At 41.6% G+C, this 20,085-nt stretch carries 15 protein-coding genes; 3 read left to right on the forward strand and 12 right to left on the reverse strand.

All coding sequences use genetic code 11. The features are described 5' to 3' along the window. Nucleotides 1-343: 343 nt before the first annotated feature. The 8 genes from MKY28_RS09535 to MKY28_RS09570 form a co-directional block, all read right to left on the reverse strand. Nucleotides 344-2,320 (reverse strand): sigma-70 family RNA polymerase sigma factor, encoded by a 1,977-nt coding sequence (locus MKY28_RS09535; RefSeq protein ID WP_340935825.1) that lies wholly within the window; start codon nucleotides 2,318-2,320, stop codon nucleotides 344-346. Nucleotides 2,321-2,894: 574 nt separating this feature from the next. Next, entirely contained in the window at nucleotides 2,895-4,211 is a 1,317-nt protein-coding gene (locus tag MKY28_RS09540) for a sensor histidine kinase (protein ID WP_076317723.1), read from the reverse strand. Continuing rightward, on the reverse strand, nucleotides 4,198-4,893 hold the full coding sequence (locus MKY28_RS09545) for a response regulator transcription factor (RefSeq protein WP_036673666.1): 696 nt from the start codon (nucleotides 4,891-4,893) through the stop codon (nucleotides 4,198-4,200). The genes MKY28_RS09540 and MKY28_RS09545 overlap by 14 nt, the downstream gene beginning before the upstream one ends. Nucleotides 4,894-4,919: 26 nt before the next feature. Further along, nucleotides 4,920-6,044, reverse strand: a complete 1,125-nt coding sequence (locus MKY28_RS09550; protein ID WP_083669620.1) for a dimethylarginine dimethylaminohydrolase family protein — start codon at nucleotides 6,042-6,044, stop codon at nucleotides 4,920-4,922. 158 nt (nucleotides 6,045-6,202) lie between these two features. Beyond that, nucleotides 6,203-6,520, reverse strand: coding sequence for a site-specific integrase (locus tag MKY28_RS09555; RefSeq protein WP_253508879.1), 318 nt, complete (start codon nucleotides 6,518-6,520; stop codon nucleotides 6,203-6,205). 29 nt (nucleotides 6,521-6,549) lie between these two features. Continuing rightward, entirely contained in the window at nucleotides 6,550-6,774 is a 225-nt protein-coding gene (locus MKY28_RS09560; RefSeq protein WP_340935826.1) for a hypothetical protein, read from the reverse strand. Nucleotides 6,775-7,051: 277 nt separating this feature from the next. After that, a complete protein-coding gene (locus tag MKY28_RS09565; protein ID WP_253508877.1) occupies nucleotides 7,052-8,071 on the reverse strand; it encodes a DUF4367 domain-containing protein in 1,020 nt (339 codons plus the stop codon). Further along, complete coding sequence (locus MKY28_RS09570; RefSeq protein ID WP_076317726.1) at nucleotides 8,032-8,616, reverse strand: RNA polymerase sigma factor; 585 nt, start codon at nucleotides 8,614-8,616, stop codon at nucleotides 8,032-8,034. The genes MKY28_RS09565 and MKY28_RS09570 overlap by 40 nt, the downstream gene beginning before the upstream one ends. Before the next feature lie 478 nt (nucleotides 8,617-9,094). On the opposite strand from MKY28_RS09570, the gene MKY28_RS09575 reads away from it, so the two are divergent. Further along, nucleotides 9,095-9,406: a TetR/AcrR family transcriptional regulator gene (locus MKY28_RS09575; RefSeq protein WP_253508875.1), complete on the forward strand. Its 312-nt coding sequence runs from the start codon at nucleotides 9,095-9,097 to the stop codon at nucleotides 9,404-9,406. A 573-nt stretch (nucleotides 9,407-9,979) separates the two neighbouring features. Here the strand turns inward: MKY28_RS09575 and MKY28_RS09580 are convergent. Then, nucleotides 9,980-10,591, reverse strand: a complete 612-nt coding sequence (locus MKY28_RS09580; protein ID WP_036673660.1) for a DUF1349 domain-containing protein — start codon at nucleotides 10,589-10,591, stop codon at nucleotides 9,980-9,982. Nucleotides 10,592-11,072: 481 nt separating this feature from the next. Between MKY28_RS09580 and MKY28_RS09585 the strand changes: the two genes are divergently transcribed. After that, complete coding sequence (locus MKY28_RS09585) at nucleotides 11,073-11,513, forward strand: GNAT family N-acetyltransferase (protein WP_076317727.1); 441 nt, start codon at nucleotides 11,073-11,075, stop codon at nucleotides 11,511-11,513. Between the two features lie 969 nt (nucleotides 11,514-12,482). Here the strand turns inward: MKY28_RS09585 and MKY28_RS09590 are convergent. Then, entirely contained in the window at nucleotides 12,483-14,393 is a 1,911-nt protein-coding gene (locus MKY28_RS09590; protein WP_253508873.1) for a beta-glucoside-specific PTS transporter subunit IIABC, read from the reverse strand. Between the two features lie 80 nt (nucleotides 14,394-14,473). Beyond that, nucleotides 14,474-17,167, reverse strand: a complete 2,694-nt coding sequence (locus tag MKY28_RS09595; protein ID WP_340935827.1) for a glycosyl hydrolase — start codon at nucleotides 17,165-17,167, stop codon at nucleotides 14,474-14,476. A 306-nt stretch (nucleotides 17,168-17,473) separates the two neighbouring features. Between MKY28_RS09595 and MKY28_RS09600 the strand changes: the two genes are divergently transcribed. Beyond that, nucleotides 17,474-18,475: a helix-turn-helix domain-containing protein gene (locus MKY28_RS09600; protein ID WP_253508869.1), complete on the forward strand. Its 1,002-nt coding sequence runs from the start codon at nucleotides 17,474-17,476 to the stop codon at nucleotides 18,473-18,475. Nucleotides 18,476-19,083: 608 nt separating this feature from the next. Here the strand turns inward: MKY28_RS09600 and MKY28_RS09605 are convergent. Then, nucleotides 19,084-20,067, reverse strand: a complete 984-nt coding sequence (locus MKY28_RS09605; RefSeq protein ID WP_340935828.1) for a glycoside hydrolase family 43 protein — start codon at nucleotides 20,065-20,067, stop codon at nucleotides 19,084-19,086. Between the last annotated feature and the right edge of the window lie 18 nt (nucleotides 20,068-20,085).

Genomic DNA, 20,085 nt, shown 5'->3' on the forward strand with positions numbered 1-20,085 from the left:
TGAATGTTCTTATATAAAATTATTTGGTACTAATGAGGGCTTATGTACTTTTTATTTAGTACACATCTAATCGGCAATCGGACGATGTTCTTGTCCCTCGACATGAGTTTGTAGTTTTAACTCCCACCCCTCCGTCGTATAATCTACCTAAAACGCCGAACTCATATTCCGAGTTCGGCGTTATTAAAATTCAATGGACACAATTAATATGCAGGTTTGATCGACTCTCGCATCCTCCAGATTCATGAATTTAAGCCCTTTGTCTAAATAATGGCAAATGAATGCCTCCGCAGGCTTTTGAATGCCTTCCAGCCCTTAGTTTCGGGCTAGATGTTTTTGTTTGTCAGTAAAAAGTATTTTCGTATAACTTCCCCGTATGCGCATCAAGCACTTCGGGCGTCCGCTCGTGCTCGCTACCAATCATTCGATACACTAGTTCGTACGGGGCCTCTTCCGCCCTAGTATTGTGCATCCGTTCCCATTGCAGACGCAGCTTGGCCTGTGCCGTCCATCGGAGGATGGCTGTCTGGTAATCAAATGAAGGCACGGTCTCCAGCATCTTTAACTGTTCTGGCCTTATGGAGGGGGACATCAAACTTTTGACCCTCCCATTAGAGCGGTCAACAGCTAGTTGATAGCATTCATCCCTGACAGATATGTCTTGAACATATACACCAAAGCGAATGATTTCCAAACGATCTTCGTCGTCGGTCTCTTCAGTTAGAAGCTTGAGATACGGCAACATTTCAGCTGCTAGTCCTCGGACATAGTCCATAGCTACTTCTATACATGCGTCTCGATCCCAGGTTAATGGAGCTAGTTGATCTGGCTTACCATGCGAAACAAAGTCAATCAGTTGTCCGGATTGGCTGTCTACTCGCGCCTTGACTGCTCCCTCCATCTGATCAGCCCAATAGGCCTTCCAAGACCGGTCATTCTTGGCTGGACGCTCTTCATTCTGTTGCTTCCACACCATCAACTTGGTGTTCGAGCCAATATTGTCGTCTTGTACTAACTGAAATTGGTCGTTGTCTACGCCAATCCACTCTTCTAGGCTTCGTGCGGGCGGGAACTCACCTGGCCACTCGTCCAGAGTTCTTGGGTCAGAGGGGACAGCTTCTGCCCTATAGGCTGTCGGAACTTCCTCCTGTGATGATGCAGTATAGATTAGTCCTCTACTTCGGGGGGCGTAAACAAGATGGACCTGATCGTCACCATCCGTGTACACGGCTTTGTCCAATACGCAATATTCCACATGTAGCAAAAAATTCGCCTTCATACACGCCATCTGTTCCTCTTCTGGTGTGATCATGGTTGGGAGTGCTGGCCCTGGAACGGTTCCAAAGTACCTAAATCCGACCACGCGACCGCTGGGATGAACCATAATCAGGCATCCCGTCTCAGGAAGTGGCAGCCCCATCGCCTTCTGCTGTCGTGTGTACACAAACATCCCTTCCATCCACTCCATCTCACAATACGGAAAATCACGCAGTGCGCCGGGATAATGATCTTCCAGGAATTGCTCTGCCTGCTGTTTGAGCTCCTCCTCAGATATCCGTGTCTCGTTGTCCAATGAGGCCCAGGAAATGGCATAGTCTAGCAAGTTGCCGTCCCTGGAGAGCGTGGCAGAAACGGCGTCATCACTCCCCGTTTTAACCCATAAGAATCCCGCTTCTCCCTTCCCTGTTCCCCTCCCGGTGTTCTCTTGATAGTCATTGACGATCAGATCATAATCCGGTGAAACGGCAAACTGGTGCTCTGCCTGTTGTCTTAACTGCAGGCGTAAAGTATCCAGGTCTCGTTCGAGAAAATCTTGAGCCATTTCGTTGCGCAAATGTTCCAGCCCCTTCCGTAATTGTGTTTTTACAGTACCTAATGGCATATCCAGGAGATGGGCGATTTGCTGCTGGGTCAGGTCCTTCTTATATTTTAAGAACAGGAGCTGACGCAGCTTCGGATTCAGACTGGCCAATGCACGCTCCAGATCCAGGGTTTGATCGATATCATTAACGACCAATGGCTCTTGCGCCTGCGGGTCTTCGCTCAGGTGAACACGCTTGGATTTCTTCAAATGATTGAGCGCCCGGTTCACCACAATTCTGGTAAGCCAGCTCTCAAACGCTTCGGCTTGCTGCAGCGTTTGCAGTGACTCATAAGCCTTAACGAGGGCATCCTGAACGATATCCTCCGCATCTTTGGACTCCCGTACATAATGGCGAGCCACTCGGTGCAGCTTATCCGTTCGATCCTTTATAAGAGATACGAAGGCATCGTGATCTCCGTTTTGTGCGGCGTTGATTTGTTGCTGTGCATCGATCATTGTCGTTCACCTCCTGTTATATAGACAGCTAACTCGGGGGTTTGGATTTAATTAATGTAACATTATTCTTATAGTTGCTCCCAAATAAGTGCATATGCTGATTATTTAGATATACACCTAATCGGCAATCGGTACAAGTTCTTATCCTTTGCTTGGGACAAGAACTTGTACCGATAAAATAAAAAAGCCGCTAAAATAGCGACTTCAATGGGAACATGTTCTTGTCCCTCGACAATTCATTTTGGAATGGGCTGGAAAAATGTTGATTCTCGTGATGTCAGGGCATCCTGTCGTCGATCGCTCAGCATGGGCCATTACCTTCAGTTCTTTCACTTCATCAGTTCCAATTATAAAGGTGAACATGAGTTGTGGCTGGATCTTTATGGCAGATTTCCAGTGCTCGCTTCGTTGAGCCCCTTTACTGCCCATTAGCCCTTTCATCTCTGCTGTACCTTCTTCCAACAGAATTACCCGTTTTGTCGTAACAACTCCGTGCATAACTTCATCGTCGAACGAATTGAATACAGTAAACGTGATAGATTTACGAAAACACGTTACATGCAATTTTAGGTAGCTATTTAAAAGCTCGACTTATTTTAAATTTCAGGATAATCTTGTAATTCTCTTGATCTTCAGATGAAGAGAATTGTCCTATCATCCGATGCATAACTTTTTCTATGATTTTTTCACCCAATTTATAACTTTCTACAGATTCATTATTTATTTTTAATTTGTTTTCTACACAAATCACAAAATGATTATCTTCTATATAAGTAAATAAATTAATTTTTTGCTCTCGATCTGCATATTTTAGTATGTTCGACAGAAAATTATCAAATACACGTCCAATATTTTCCATATCCACTATAATTATGACATCCGTAGGGGAGGCATTTACAAGCACCTGAAATCCTTCCGCTCGAAGTACAGCTGTAATATCTGACAATACATCATGAATTGATTCCCGAACTGAAAGGGTTACTAAGTCTGCCTCCCTCTCTTTATCTAATAAAAAATATGAAAACAGATCGTCTGTACGATTCTTAAGTTGGAGAGCCTTTTGATACGCACTCTCGATTTGATACCTTGTTTCTACACATAAATCTTCTGGTGTATTACGGGCAAACTCTAAATACATGATGAGAGATGTCAGTGGCGTACGCATATCGTGAGACATTTCGGTTGCGAGATTTCTACTCTCATTTTGCAAATTTTCTATCCTTTCTAACCTGCCTAAAAATGCTTTACGTAGTTCCTCTATACTTTCCGCAATCATCGCCAATTCATCATACCCTCGTACCGTTATAGAATAGTCTAATGAGCCGCCTTCAAGGATATGAATTTCATTATTAATTGTGCGTAAATATTTGATCCCTCTACGTATTCCAAATAAAACAATGGTTATAAATAACATTGCGGACAGCAATATTTCAAGCATGTAGGCCACATTATAGTAGTGGGAAAAATAAAATCCATAGATTGAAACGTTACCTGTCCCATCCTTAAATTGTACTGGGTAAGAGTTCCGTCGATCATAATCAGTTTCAGGCTGACTTCCATATGCTCCTTCGTCATCAGCATGATACAAGGAATCATATTGAAGCACCTGGTTCTGAAATACGTATAAAAATAAATTACTCTTCTGACTTTTAATCCAGTCTGAAAACGCAATACGATCTGTCGTTGACAGATCGTTTGCTGAAACATATTCTGAAAATTTTTGGACGTAAACTTGAGATTCGGACTTTAAACGCTCATCAGAAGTAAAATAATGATCCATAACCCGATTGCTTATGGACTGCAAAAGTAAAAAACAAAGAACACTTATGGTGAGAGCAATAATTATTAAAACAGTCAACTTTTTAGTTATAGTAAGTTTATGAGTGGCCAAAACGGTAACCTCTTCCCCATTCCGTTAAGATATACGCTGGTTTTGCTGGATCTTCTTCGATTTTCAATCGTAATTTTCGGATGTGTACTACTACCGTATTATTTGAACTGTAGAAATAAGGTTCCTTCCAAATACTCTCATAAATATTTTGGGCAGAGAAAATTTTATTTCTTCTGGTCATCAACAGTTTAAGTAGACCGTACTCCAGATCGGAAAGCTCAATCTTCTGACTGCCTTTCCATACATCGTTAAATTGTTCACTTACTTTTAAGCGTCCTCCGATAAGAAATGTTTCGCCATAATCCTTTTTATCTTGATAAATCGTATACCTACGCAACAAAGCAATAACTCTTGCCAGAAGCTCCTGTACAGAAAAAGGTTTAGTTAAGTAATCATCTCCACCAGCAAGCAAACCTTCCGTTTTGTCCAAAGTTCCGGATTTAGCAGTTAGAAAAAGAATAGGAACATTGTATCGTTCTCTGATTCGTATACAAGCCTCCAGTCCGTTTATTCCAGGCATCATAATATCCAGAATCACCAAATCCAATGACTCATTTACTAATTCAATTCCCTGTTCTCCATCTTTAGCTGTTGTTACTTCATAACCTTCACGGACAAGAGACATACGTAGCAGATCACGAATTTCCTGATCATCTTCAACCACTAAAATCCGGCTTGTCATAGTTCACCTCATACTTGATTTAACTTTTAGCTATCCGTGCGAAGCAATGGCTGTGTACTGCAACGGAAAGCTCCGCCGAAAGAACGAGAAATTTCGTAATCAACATATTCTACTTTGATTCCTCTTTTCTCAAGCTCTTTTCCAATTGTATTTTTGAATGCAATGTCCGTAACATATACTGTGCTACTGATTGGCAATCCATTTACCGCCAAATCTTGAGCATCCTTGTAACTCACTTCGATTTTGTCCCAATTTTTAAGTTCTTCTGGGAGCCCATTGGCTAACGAATCCATGCTAACAATCATTAATCCATCTCTTACAAAACTGATAGCACAATCCAGGTGCAATGTGCCAGGCTCTAGCTTCACCTCAACCACCTTATAACCTGATGGTGTCAAATAGTTTCTGAGCCAATCAATACCGGCTTTGTTTGAAGCTAGACCAGAATTACCGACGAATACAGTCTTTCCATACACGAGGATATCTCCACCTTCAAGGTAAGGACCGGCAGCAGAGTTGATTCCTTTAGAAACGTCTGGTTGTGGGACAGCTACATGCGGAACGTTATTTTGGGCTGCTTCCTTATCCAGAATACTTCTAACAGGTAAAACCTCAAGTCTCCGGTAAGCCGATTTAAATGAACCTTCAATTAGATGATTTCCGATTGTGAAGAATGGATCTCTGACAAAGAAATTAGTTACTCCTTCGCCACCTGTAATGCCATCTTTCACAGCCCCTAGTTGTTTTTCCTTTTCAGTTAAAAGGCGTGGACGTTGAACCTCAACCCCGTATTTTTCAAGAACCTTTTTAAGATCTTCACGCTCTTTTTCCCACTTTTTCTGTGCCTCTGCCGGATCCGTATTCATTATAGACATGCCTCCTTCAGGCATAGGCATGTCTCCTTCTGGAAAATCATCAAAATTGAAGTGCATAAAAGCTTCAGATTGTGTCAATACAACTCTTTTTAGCGTGGCGAACTCACTCTCTACATATACATTGTTTTTCTCACTTTTTGTAGTCACAGTTCCATTCACTTCCGTAACTCTATTAACTTTAGACACACCAGTCGCCCCTGCCACTGGTAATATGCTAGTTACCAGTACAAGTGATAATGCTGTTGATCCAACCCACTTCAAACTCTTTTTTTTCATATTAATGCCCTCCTAATAATTTGTTTTAATGCTTACAGTTTGAATTATAGAGAGCAATTCTTAACAGTTTATGAAGGCATACTATTTTAATTTAAACTCCTTCCCGTAAGGTCTGAAAAGAGATCTTTAAATGAATCACATCTTCTTCCATCAAAAACTTAAATACCCGCTTCTCCATGTTTTGGCTCATGCAGTTTAATAGAAGGATTGCTAGATAGATAGGTTTCTTCATGTGCAAAGCAAAATAAGGAACGTACAAAAGGGATACCGTGCCCTAGGCTGCTTGGTTTTAGACGATCAGATTGCTTTGCTAAGTATTCCTTCAGGAGATTTAGAGTTACTCCCGAAATATCGACATCCCCTAGATCAGAAACCAACATCTTGAGTTGTAAAGCATACGCACGCAATGTATTCAGGCTCAACCCTTGAATTCGTTTATCTGCCTTAAAATGATTCCAAAGTTCACTTAAATTCATAAAAATCCTCCTATTAAGAGCAATTAATTTTAGTTTGCTTCAAAATGTCCTGGAGATGAAGATTTGATAGCATAAATTTCAATGATGTCATCCATTTCAATTTTTATGTTTATGCCTTCTTCTGTTTCAACAAATAGACACCCCTCATTTAATTCTTTAGAAACACCACGGAAAAATTCATCTTGAATATTAACTTTAAATACTACTGAACGTTGTTCTTTAACTGTCATCTCAATAAATTGTCTCTTATTCATCATATTATGCAATGTTTCCCCTCCCTTTTAGAGATAAAGTATTCTATATAAAGGAACCAAGTTCTCGTCCCGCGACAAATAATAACTAACAGTTTAACGGCAAGTTTAAAGGCCATCCTCCTTTGTGGGATGGCCCTTCCTGTACATATTCCTCCATTAATAATACTGCCTTATAGGTTTTGTTAGCTTTATTCAAATTATAACTGGCTGGAAGATTACTTGGGTCCTTCAGTAAAATGTCTAAAGTGCCTTGTTTATCCCTTTGTTGTTTAGAACACTAAGGAGATGTAAGCATCTCTTCAGCAATTTTGACCAGATCCTTTTTACCTAAATTACTGTCCCCATTATTGGATATTTCATACAACAAATGATTGTGATGGTCCCTCCATCCAATCCGATGGTAAGGAACGGAATTAGTTTCCCTATCCTTAATATCGGATTGAATATAATAGACCTCATTACCTTGGATGTTCAGCTTCTCGGATTTAGCGTGATCGTCCTGGAATATGGTCACTTTGGGGTCGGGGAATATTCTTGTTGCCATTACAGTTACAACGTTCTTCCCCTTGACATAGCGTGCCAAAGAGAAATCAGCCTTGTTCCAATTCAGTTTTTGAATATAGACCCGTTGCCCATCCGAAGAAGATTCAGCTTGTCTTCTAAGGTCGTCTGTTAACTTCAGGTAAGCAGCATCTGCCAGATGGTTTGTATAAAGATCGGCAGGATAAACGTATCCGTAATCAAACTGGTACCCTTGAGGAAGTTGCGTTATTGATTTTAAAACTGGAGCTTGCGTCCGTGTAATTTCAGCTTGCAAACTGCTAAAATTTGAATACTCGATCCACTTATATTCAAATTTTACGGGGGTTAATTTATCCGCGTTGTTAATTAACTCATCTTTGACATAATAGGCTACATAATCCCCAGGTTGCAATTGTTCTTTAATCTGATTTGTGTAAAAGCCCAGTCTTTTTGTGTAATTGGTAACAAAGTCAGTAGGCTCTTTGGCGGCGGCAGTGTTTAGTACCACCTCTCCTTTATTGTTAAGGAATTCAATATATTGTGAGGCCGCATACCCTGTCACTGATACTCCAAGAACGAACATTGCGGTTAGACCGGAAACCACGAATCTTTGACGAACTTGTGCTCTGGCATGCAAGCCTCTCTTGTGAACTGCCAGCTTATGGACCCGAGTCATGACTTTGTCAGTGACATCAAAATTCTGAAACTCCTCTTGGATCAAGAGATCCATTTCTTTCAGATTTTCGTTTTGAGAAGTACGTTGTAATTTTGGCATAGTTCTTCCTCCTTTGGTTTCATCCATTTTTTGAGTTTGATTTTGGTTCTAGCAAACTTTTTCTTGACGGCATCGGGACTTTTATTCAAAATTTCAGCTATTTCTACAAACGATTTTTCTTCAAAAACGCGCAGAATCAGTAGGTTCCGTTCAACCACATTTAGTTTTTCAAGCGCCCGGCTTAGTGGTTCGTTAAAGAGTTGGTTATCCAGCATCTCTGCAGGACTAATGGCAGTTTGATCTTGAGCCATTAGTCTGAACTTCCATTTCTGTTGCATTTTTTTTCGACGGATTATGTTTATGCAGTGATGATAGGCTATTTTGTAGAGCCAGGCGGAGAAATTCACCTCAGGTTTATAGGCATCTATTTTCTCATAGGCCTTAACCAGAACGTCCTGAACAGCATCCTCAGCTTCCTGTTTGTTTGAAATAAGTCTCCAGCAATACATAAATATCTGTTTTTGGTATTTTTGAACGATATAAACGTATTCCTGAGTTTCGCCCGCTTGTACTCTTTTAATTCTGTATTCAGTTTCCTCATACATGTTTCTTTAAGGCACCTCCCAGGTATTCGCGATGAAGTTTATATATGTATAACAAACGAGGTAGTTCTAAAGGGACATTTTTTAGAAAAGTCTCTAAATTGTTGTTCAACCATATCCTCCTTATTTGTTTGTGATACAGAATAGGTCTGGTTAATAGGTCTCAGATTATTGACAACAGTACCAATCAAAACCCAAACACTGTAAGAGCAAATTCAACATCTAATGTTTCAATAATAGAGCGTTAGAATCTCTGCTTCTATAGAGCGCGGCTAAAACTCTAGCTTGCCTAAAATTAATAAATAATGGGATTTTGTTTAACCAAGCTTGACTCACAGTATTTTCCTGACAATAGCCGTTTAAGAAGTTGCAATAGTAACGCTTTGCAATCTCCTTCCTTACCCAGACACAACCCAAGGAATAGGGATTTCATAGAATATTTGTCGGATGATATTCTTAGACGTTAATAGGAGGAAAAAACATGAAAAAGCAACCTAAAATAACAGAGAAAACAAGACAAACCTTTGTTGGAGTTTTTTGTGAGTTATATAGCCAAAAACCAATCGAGAAAATTTCAGTTCAGGAAATTGCGAATAAGTCAGGATATAACCGTAGCACCTTTTATCAATACTTTACTGATATTTACGAATTGTTAGATGCTCTTGAAAATGACTTATTGAACGACATAAAAGAAGATTTTTTGCGAAAAAAGAGCTATCGATGCATACGGTTCAAGATGCGCTCCATTGTCTGGACAAAAAAGAACATCTTTTGGTTCTCCATGCCCTTTTAGGTGATTATGGAAGTCCCCGTTTTTTAAAACGCTTAAAAAAGAAATTACTCTAAATCAGTTGGAATTAAATGTTCCGCAAAACCCTGCCTTAACGCCATACTTGATTGAGTTTTACCTGTCAACCTCCCTTTCCTTATTTCGTCTTTGGCTCCAGCGACAAAAGGATTTATCGTCAGAAGAGTTTTTCAAGTTAGTGGACAACCTCTACTCAAAGGGGGTTACGTCCTATTCTAAAGAATGAGTCTGGCATTCAAACCTAATCGGTGTATAGTACAATAAAAAAACTGCCCTTTCTTGTGGTACGGTTCACGCTTAAACTATCTTGCCCGTTAGTTTAAGGAATTGAAGGGCAAGATGACGATTAGATACACGCCTAATCGGCAATAGGAACATGTTCTTGTCCAATACGGTAATCGGTACAAGTTCTTGTCCCTCGACATTGTAGGTATTGTTGGCTCGGGACAAGAACTTGTACCGATAAATAAAAAAGCCGCTAAAATAGCGACTTTAATGGGAATATGTTCTTGTCCCTCGACAGCACCAATTAAAACTGCATTGCAGGTTGTATTTAGGTTATTCGCCAAAACGAATATTTTTAACAGTTTTATTGACTAACGAGAAGTTCTGGAAAGTCCGTGGTCCACCCTCTCCTAATGGCGCCTGTGCTTCAAGGCCAACCTTAATGGTCTCTTCCACTGGTAGTGTAAAGAAACGCATCATCACATATTTGAGACCATCCAGTGAATAGTGGAATGCAAAGGAATTGCCGACTCGTGCTATTTGTAGCCAAATGGTGTCACTGTCGATATTGGACCCGTTTGCATCATCCGATGTTTGATTTGTTACTACGCTAACTACTGCATGTGTATCAAAATCTGTTTTTTCAAAACAAGCTTTAGCCCACACCTGGAAATCCTGCATAATCATAAGTGTTGCTGAATCATAAGTGTCCTTAAATCCATGGGAGACTTGAGCACGCATTACAAAATCCCCCGTAACTTCTTGATAATAAAAAGGTGCATTGGCAAGACTCTCTGGTGTGATCCCTTCTTCTGAAACGGGTCCAGGTCCACAATTATTAAAGAAATCGGATTTAGCAGTTGCCTCAATAATCAATTTGTCATTCTCAAAGGTTGCTTTGCTTTCATTAATCCATTTGAAATGTTCAAAAGCTGATTTTTCCATCTAATTGCCTCCTTAAATTATGTCACAAAGTATCACTAAAACTTTAAGGCTTAATAACCATGTAACTTAGGTCACTTTATAAACGTTTATTGAAATCATGTTACAAAATGGCAATGTTTCTTTTACCGAATTACTCTGGTTGACCTCTGAGAATTCTATCTTATATTAGTTTCCCCCTACTGTCGTGTACAGTGGCATTCATTTTAATAAAACGATCGTTCTTGAAAAAGAATACATTGATTCTTAGGTGTTTGAAAACTAGGAGTCAGATTAATGACTTTTCCAAATCAAATATAGCTACTTGGGAACGATCAGTCAACATATCGGTTACATGGATTGAGATCGTTTTTTGTAATCGTAGTCCTTTAGCTCCTCTTTTTTTGTTGTATTTACAACAAAAAAATTATCGTTTATAATCATTCTAAAAGTATGTTTAATTTGTTTTTAATTACAAAATGAATTTCTGAAAGGATTATAAGAAATGAAATCAAAAAAAATAGACTCAATTGAGGGGCTCAACATCGCTTTTCAAATAAGAGAAGAAGTGTTTGTGAAAGAACAAAATGTACCAATTGAAGATGAGTTTGATGATTATGATAATTTAGATGGACAGTGTGAGCACATCCTGGTCTATTTTAATGAACTACCCGCCGGAACAGGCAGAATTATTATTCGAGATGGCGTAGGTAAATTAGATCGAATATGTATCTTAAAACCTTATCGCGAATATGGTCTCGGTAAATTAATCGTTACATCACTGGAAGAAATTGCAGAAAATAAAGAAATATCCAAAGTTAAATTACACGGACAGACACATGCAGAGGGATTTTATCACAAGCTAGGATACCAGACTACCTCCGATGTATTTATGGAAGATGGAATTCCGCATTATCTAATGGTAAAAGATTTATCATCGAAATGATGCCATTATCACGTGTAAATCAATGTTTAATTTATGCAATAGATATCTTAATTCTAACTCTTGGCATTACCTTGACCATACAATCAGATTGTTTTTCAAATTTTTGTGTTTCGGCTGCGTTTTGGTTGTTGCAGGAATAGGAACGGCCATGTATCTACAGACCAATTTTGCACCGATTCCGATCGATCGGTTAACACTCTCACTAAAAAAAATAACTCGAACGAATATATTTTTTTCGAGATTCGAGAACTCTGATTAACGTTGTACTTCTGTTCACGGCATTCATTTTTGGTGGACCCATAGGTATAGGAACTGCACTGGCTGTCTGCTTCAGTGGGGCCATTTTAAATGTTTTTATGCCATGTATCAGAAAGATGATAGAAAAATTGAGTTCAACAGAACCAGGAAGTAATGAGGTGGATGGAAACAATTCCGCTTAAAATCATCGTGTATATAAGACTTTAGTCTTTATGAGTTGTATCTACTCATTATTTAGGTCTTTGTCTAATCGGAAATGGGAACAAGTTCTTGTCCCTCAACGGCTAGTTTTATTATGAAATCTCACTAATGTAATCCTTAGCAACCCGTGTTTACCCTCAGAAACTCAGTTGCTTCATCTTGACGTGACAATTGTATAATTTGTATTTGTCCTAATAAAGCCTTACCTGAATGTACTTTTTACTTAGATATTCATCTAATCGGTAATCGGACCATCTTCTTGTCCATTTCGGTAATCGGTACAAGTTCTTGTCCTTGGCTCGGGACACGAACTTGTACCGATAAAACAAAAAAGCCGCTAAAATAACGGCTTCAATGGGAATATGTTCTTGTCCCTGGACAGCATAACACATAGTGCTGTTATTGAGCTAATGTCAATTTATATGATCTCTTGACTTTAAAAAAATAGCCCGCTATGCGAGCGAGCTTGATAATCATCTTCATTGAGTTAAAGAACATAAGGAGTTGCCTCTACACTTTTATTGTAATTACTGGACTACCCGCAGAAATATTTTGTGCCCCCATCCGACTTACTGACACATAATTGTCAGAGTTCGTTATTATCAGCGGAGTAATCAATTCAAAACCTCTTTCTTTAATTTTCGCCAAATCTACTTCCATCAGGACATCACCGACATTCACCAAATCACCTTCTTGGACTTTGAGAGAGAAGCCCTCGCCTTTCAGTTTGACCGTATCAAGGCCAACATGGATCAGAACCTCCACACCATCGTTGGCAATGACTGCAATCGCATGTCTTGATTTGGTTATCGTGGTAACTACACCTTTAACAGGAGATACAATCGTTCCGTTTGAAGGGATAATTGCAATTCCTTTGCCCATCGCTTCACTAGAGAACGCCTCATCTGCAACACTTGCAAGGTCAACAACCTCTCCAGTAACAGGGCTATACACCGTCATCTCTGCTTTCGTAACAGATGAACTTGAACCTTCATCCGTTTCCTCAATACCGGAAACAGATACGGAATCCGTTGTGCCTTGCGTTGCTAACTCGCCGGATTTTGTGCGGGTTTGGTATCCCCACAGATAGGTCAAAATGAAACCAACCACCAGACCCACCGCCATTTGCAACACATAACCATAGAAGCCGGGATCAATGCCTTGAGGATTGACTGCACCAGGAATACCGAATACGCCGGATGGAGCAAATGCATAAACTTTGGACAAAAAGGCTCCACCGATCACTCCACCAATACTACCACCAATAATCGCCATTATGAGCGGTTTTTTTTGAGGAAGCAGTACACCGTAAAGTGCAGGTTCACTCACACCGAGCAATGCTGTGCCACCCGTTGAAATACCCAGTGTTTTCAGCTGTTTATCCCGTGCTCTCAGTCCAAAGGCCAAGGCTGCGCCTGCCATCGCAAACTGATTCGCTGCCAGTAACCCCATCACAGAATCGTAACCAACAGTTGCCATGTTGTTAATAAAGATTGGGATAAAGGCCCAGTGCAAACCAAACATGACGATCAGAATCCATGGTCCACCCAATACAAGTCCAGCAAGAATCGGATTAAAATTGTAGATAGCCGTTGTAATATCAGCAAGACCGTTACTGAGGTATGTGATTACAGGACCGATGATAAACAGTGTCAGTGGCACCGTAACCAAGAGTACGATAAATGGAGCCAGAAAATATCTAAAACCTTGCGCGATACGCTTCTCAATAACACGATTTAACAGGGATGCAAACCATACTGCAACAATTGCAGGGAATACGGATGATGTGTAATTCATGATATTCATCGGCAGACTGAGGAAGGTCAACTGCTGCTCAGAGCCTACAAAACTCACTAGCGCGGGGTAGACCATGGAACTTCCAATAATCATTCCCACATATTGATTCAAGCCAAAGTATTTGGCGGCGGAGCTACCCAGGAAAATCGGGAAGAAATAAAACAGTGCATCACCGATAGCATTCAGTACGATATACGTTCCATCCGTTGCCGTCAGAGCACCGAATGCAGATAGACAAGCCAGCAATCCTTTAATAATACCACTTGCTGCAAGCGCTCCCATAACAGGCATAAAAACACCGGAAATCATGGATGTGAAGCGGTCAAAGAGACTTTTTTTCTCACCTTGTACCTCATTGGAGGATTCAGTATTGCTCATGTCTCCCAGGAGGGAAGACAGCTCATTAAATACGGGAACAACCTGATTCCCGATGACCACCTGATATTGTCCTCCTTGCTGAATAACGGTCAGCACGCCATCCATTGCTTTGATCTCTTCGGCATTGGGGATTTTGCTGTTTTTGAGTTCGAATCTCAACCGGGTTACACAGTGGGTAACCTTATTGATATTTTCTTTGCCTCCGACACTGCGTAACACATCCGTTGCCAGTTGACGATGATCCATGCCTGCTCACTCCTTCATGGGTGAGATATGGAATGAACAAATAAGCTCGTGTGCATTCAATGTGCATTCCATATCTATTCTCAGTACTGTAAATAGACATTACCTACAATACCTGTCGGTTCCTGAATCAGGAACTGGGACAGGAAATCTTGCTGTTCTTTTACAAGCGTATTCGTCACTTCAATCACAAGTCTGTTGCCCTTTGGTTCTAAATATCCGCTTGCTTCGTACGCATAAGGCGGACAGATTCGCGTTCCGATATCATGCCCATTCAGCCACACTTGAGCTACTTCGTACGGTTCATGAATGACCAGCCGCGCTGCTGCCGGTACTTCGTGCATATCGAACTCTATCTCATATCGCACGGTCCCCGAGAACTCGGGTAACATCGTCGGTACGGCAAGTGAAGTAAGTTCAGCACATGTCCCATATGCAGAGAATTCCGGGTATTGCTTAGCCGTTGCCAAGGAGAGCTTCCACTCTCCTGTAATCTCGTGTAGGTTGCTGTATGAACAATGTGCAGTTGAGACTTCCGCGATCTCCTCACTCAGTGCAGTCCCCTGCACAATCAACACAGATTCATATTTTTCGAGCCTCAAGGAGAATGATTGCTTGTTTCCATACATGCTGGTGTGAAGTGGTGAGAGTGTATTCGCAAAAGCATTATAGATGTACATCTCATCCACGCCTTTCAAAGCCGGAACGGTAATCGTGGTCTCAATCGCTTTTGCCGGATCTTCATTGAAGAACATATATACCTCACCGTCGTTATGACGGTAGTGGTAATAACGCAAGTAGGGCTGGTATTCCGAAACGGTGATCTCATACACATGGTCACTCCGCAGGCGCGTCGCCAGTTCATCTAGTGCAACAATACTCACAGATTTATGCTTCTTCAGATCTGACAACTCGCTCGTGCAATCCTCTCCTTCACTGCTTCGAGCAGGAAGTCTATCCACGAAATAGACCTGTAAACCGGCTTCGGCATAGGCAACCAGTTGAGTAATTAATTGACTCGGTAGCGCTTCGGCATAAGGGATAATCAGGGCAGGGAACTGTTCACGGTTCATCTGGAGTTTTCCGTCTTTCACCTGCGCCGAGATCACCAGTTCCGATGGAACGATGTCAAAATCTATCTGGTTCTGCGTAAGCTCTCTCGCGGGCTTCTGGAACAACATATACTCTCCAGCCCACTCCGCTTCTGCATGATACAGAATGGCTGCCGGTGCAACATGCACACCATCCGATAACAGATGACTTACTCTGTTCATGTAGTAAGTTAGTATTGGCAGATACCGATACTGCGGATCATATCCGTTCGCGTATAGATGAGGTGGACAATCTGGATCAGGATACTTTTTCGGCGAAAATGCATGTGGCACAAAATGGTTCACACCCCGTACCAGCATGTGGTCCGTTAGCCATTTCATCAGTTTCAGCCCTTCTCCGAACCCATATGCACCGTACAATTCACACATGGTACGACCGTGCTTCTTAGGGTCCAGGTGTCCGAGTGAGGTTCCCATCTTCGCCATTCCATAATGGAAGAACTCACCGTCCCATCCAGTGGATGTGAATGATTTGTAATAGCCATCATCCATGCCTGGCAGAATCTGATGAAGCACCACGTCAATGCCGGACATATCCTGCCCCCACAGACTGCGATAGAAATGCCCTGTACCATAACCGAGTCTTGCATGAGCGTTATTGTCTTCAATGACATGCCCAATGTACTCTACACCATGGGCGCGACACCACTCTCCCAATCTGTCCGTGAAATGTTCTGCGTATAATCGAGTGATCAGATCCATGTAGCGATAGCGCATCTCTTGTCCTTTCACACCTGCATTCGCCCACAACAAGGGGATTGAACGAATAACATCATCGTCGGATCCTTCCTGCTTTAACATGTCCTGCAAATCTTCACACCACGGAAGAATCATATCTAGGCGTCCGATGGAAGCCAGTGGTCCTTTTACATTGCCAAACCTTGGCTCATCCGAGAAAAATCCAGCCAGTGTCGATCCAAAATCATCTTTGTATCGATCATAATGTGCCTCGTACACCGTATCAATCAGCACCTGTGTGGCTTCGGGCACAATTGGATTCAGATATCCTTCGGTTGCTTTTTCCCCTCCATCATAGGTAAGAACCAGCGTAAAGATTCTCCAACGCCCCTCAGGCAGATCCCATTGCACCGTTCCTTCATGTAATTGTGAGGTCAGATCAACCAGGGAATCGGGATCAATCTCATCAGGTCCCGTTTTGCGAGCGGCAACTACACCAACAATCCGATCTTTAGCCGAGAAGACTTGCTTTTGTTCTCCCTCATGATCCGACTTTACTTGCTCCACTCCAACACTAATACCTCTCTGGCCGGGTCGTTGCAGCGCCCATTTCACCAGAATTCCCGCCTGAAGCTGGGGTCCGACGAAATCCTGTTGATGTATTTTCAGAAACTGCTTCTGGTACTGGGGATAATCCGTCTTGATTCTGCCAGCGGCATATCCTGTAGGAAAATGAGAATCATCCAGAATCCACACTTTCATCTTCCGGTTACGCGCCTCATCCATGATGATATCCAGATCTGTCCACCATTGGGGCCCTACAAAATCCGGATGCGGGCGGGATTCCACACAAACCGCCTTGATGCCACTCTCATCAATAATCTGCATATGTTCACGCAGTACAAGTTCTTCTTCACCATGCTGCCAGAAGAAAGGCAAAATATAATTGTTCTCCCGGTTTTCCAACACCTCGGTCATCTTTCTCATCAAAAACCCTTCCCTTCTGCTAGACAGACAACTTCGTTGTTTATGCTCTCTCCTATCAATTAAGTGTCAAAATTACATATTATATAAAGAAAATCCCATATGAACCAAAACATAAATCAATACATTAAAATCCATTAATCAATCGTAAACAGACCAATATAAATATAAACAAAGATGTTTAATCACTTCACACTTTTAATATAGCGCTTTCAAATGAAGACCGAAATATCAAAACAGTACATATTGACTGTCATAAATTCAGATGTTAAGGTTACTACAAACTTCAGCCGACTGGAGGCAGTGAGCATGAATCACGACCAATTGGATGCAAAGCTTCGTAAGCTTACGGATAGGGATCTGCATTATCAGGCTCATCCTTCTGCACACTCTGCTACCTACGATTCATTGAAGAGAGTAGATCATGAAGGACAGAAAGTTTATGTTTTTGCGGACATGATTGGAGAGAAAGACAACATCACCATTTCCAAGCACACACGGTTTGCCGAGGTTCCGCTACATATTCACACTTTTATTGAGCTCAGCTTCGTATATTCCGGTCAGTGCACCCAGATCATAAATGGAAAAAAGGTCACGCTAAAGAGCGGACAGATCTGTATTGTAGATACAGGCATTCCCCACGCCATTCTGTCCACATCGGAAGAAGATGTGATTATTAATATTCTGATTCGTAAGCGTTACTTTTCCTCTTCTTTCCTGAGCAAACTGGCCAACAATGGCATTCTGTCTCACTTTCTGGCGAATGCCATCTCAGATCGTAAGAATCATAACCGGTACATTATTTTTCATTCCGAGAATAACACCAACATTCCTATCCTGATGAGACAACTGCTCTGTGAATTTTATGACCCGTCACTCGGCTCATCCGAGATGATGGATTCCTATATGCTGCTGATCTTCTACGAACTGCTGCGTGTGTTCCAGTACGACACGAATCGTCCTCGCACACTGACGCAGAACAAGGTGACGATCATTGAAATTTTGAAATATATTGAGAATCATTATATGGACTGCACCCTCACATCCACCGCGGAGCATTTCAACTTCAATGCCAACTATTTGTCCACCTTGATCAAAAAAACAACCGGTCAGACCTTCAAGGATCTGGTTCAGAGTGAAAAATTCAACTACTGCGCGTTCTTGCTCGCCAATACCAATCGCCCGATTTATGATATTGCCAGCAGTACGGGGCACAGCAACTTGAGCTTCTTTTACAAAAAATTTCAGGATCACTTCGGCATTACGCCTCAGCAATATCGGGAACAACATGCTGCCAGAATAATGGAATGATAGTGAATAAAGAACCCTTTGCATATGTTATGGCTTCCCTCTCGGGCTCAGTGAAATGTTTATAGTTCAACCAATATTGTCAGCAAAAAAACAAAAATACTTACTCTCAGGCTTTTATGTCGCTACATGAGTTCCCTCGCAGTAATATTTAGATGAATACCTAATCCGAAATGCCACAATGTTCTTGTCTTTTTCGGCAAAGGAACCAAGTTCTTGTCCTTAGCTTGGGACAAGAACTTGGTTCCTTAAAACAAAAAAAGCCGCTATAATAGCGACTCGAATGGAACAATGTTCTTGTCCCTCGACAATAAAAAAAGTCGCTAAGCAGTTCGATTATAACCTGCCCTATCCTCGGTTTTATTGAGCTATCGTTTCCCGAATCTTTAGATTGCAACTTCTTCCATAACTCGCCTCAATTTCTTTAGACAATACATTTGTTTGTTCCCCTAGATATTTCAAGTCGTTAGTCAGAACTGTTGTTCGAAGTATTATCTGTAGAGCGAAATCGAAGGCACCCAGTAGGGTGCCTTCGATGTTCTAACTGTCTCTCTTTGGCAAGTTGGATAAACGAATTCAAATCCATCAATCAACCTTGTTGGGACACTCGTTCATTGTACAGAACGTGCAAGTGCTGCAACAGAGCCGCGGAAATCGGGTTTGCCGTCAGCCGTCCACAAAAGCTCCGTCACAAATGTATGGCGATTCGGATCGTACAGCGGATCTCCTATAATGTTCTTGTACGTTCTTGCGTGGAACACAAATAGCGTCTCTTCGCCGTCCTCTGACACCGTGAAGGAATTATGACCGGGACCATACATTGAGATACTCTCATCTGTAGAGAAAACCGCTGCTTGCGACTTGCGCCATGAGGTGGCATCGAGCAAATCAGCATCCGCATCGGCTTCAAGTAAGCCCATGCAATAATTGAAATCGGTGGCGCTAGCCGAGTAAGAGAGGAATACCCGATTACCTTTGCGAATAAATGCCGCGCCTTCGTTCACTTTATAACCAATGATTTCCCAGTCATATTCCGGCATCGAAATCATCGTTTGCGGCCCAGTCAACGTCCACGGATTGCTCATATTAGATATATACAGATTAGAGTTACCTTCAATATTCGGATCCTTTTGTGCCCATACGTAATAACGGCTTCCATTATGCTCAAAGGTAGTGGCATCGAGGGCGAAGCTTTCCCACTCGGTACGAACCTGCCCCCTTTCCGTCCAAATGCCTTCGAGCGGATTGGCATTTTCATTCTCTAGCACGTACATCCGATGGTCGAACAAGCCTTCATTCGTTTCCATCGTGTGTGCGGCAGCGAAATACACGTACCATTTGTCATCAATAAAATGCAGTTCGGGTGCCCAAATATTAGCACTAAGGATACCAGTCTCGCGCTTTCTCCAGATCACTACAGGAGTTGATGTAACAAGCTTCTCAAGGTTCTGGGCTCTACGGATTTCAATCCGATCATACTCCGGAACGGATGCTACGAAGTAATAATAACCATCCGAATGTCTGTAAATAAAAGGATCAGCTCTCTGTTCAATTAATGGTTGAATGTCGTGTGACGCACGTTGTTGGATTTCCATCTTATCACCTGTTTTATC

This window comes from Paenibacillus sp. FSL R5-0473 (assembly GCF_038004565.1).
Taxonomy (GTDB): Bacteria; Bacillota; Bacilli; order Paenibacillales; family Paenibacillaceae; genus Paenibacillus; species Paenibacillus amylolyticus.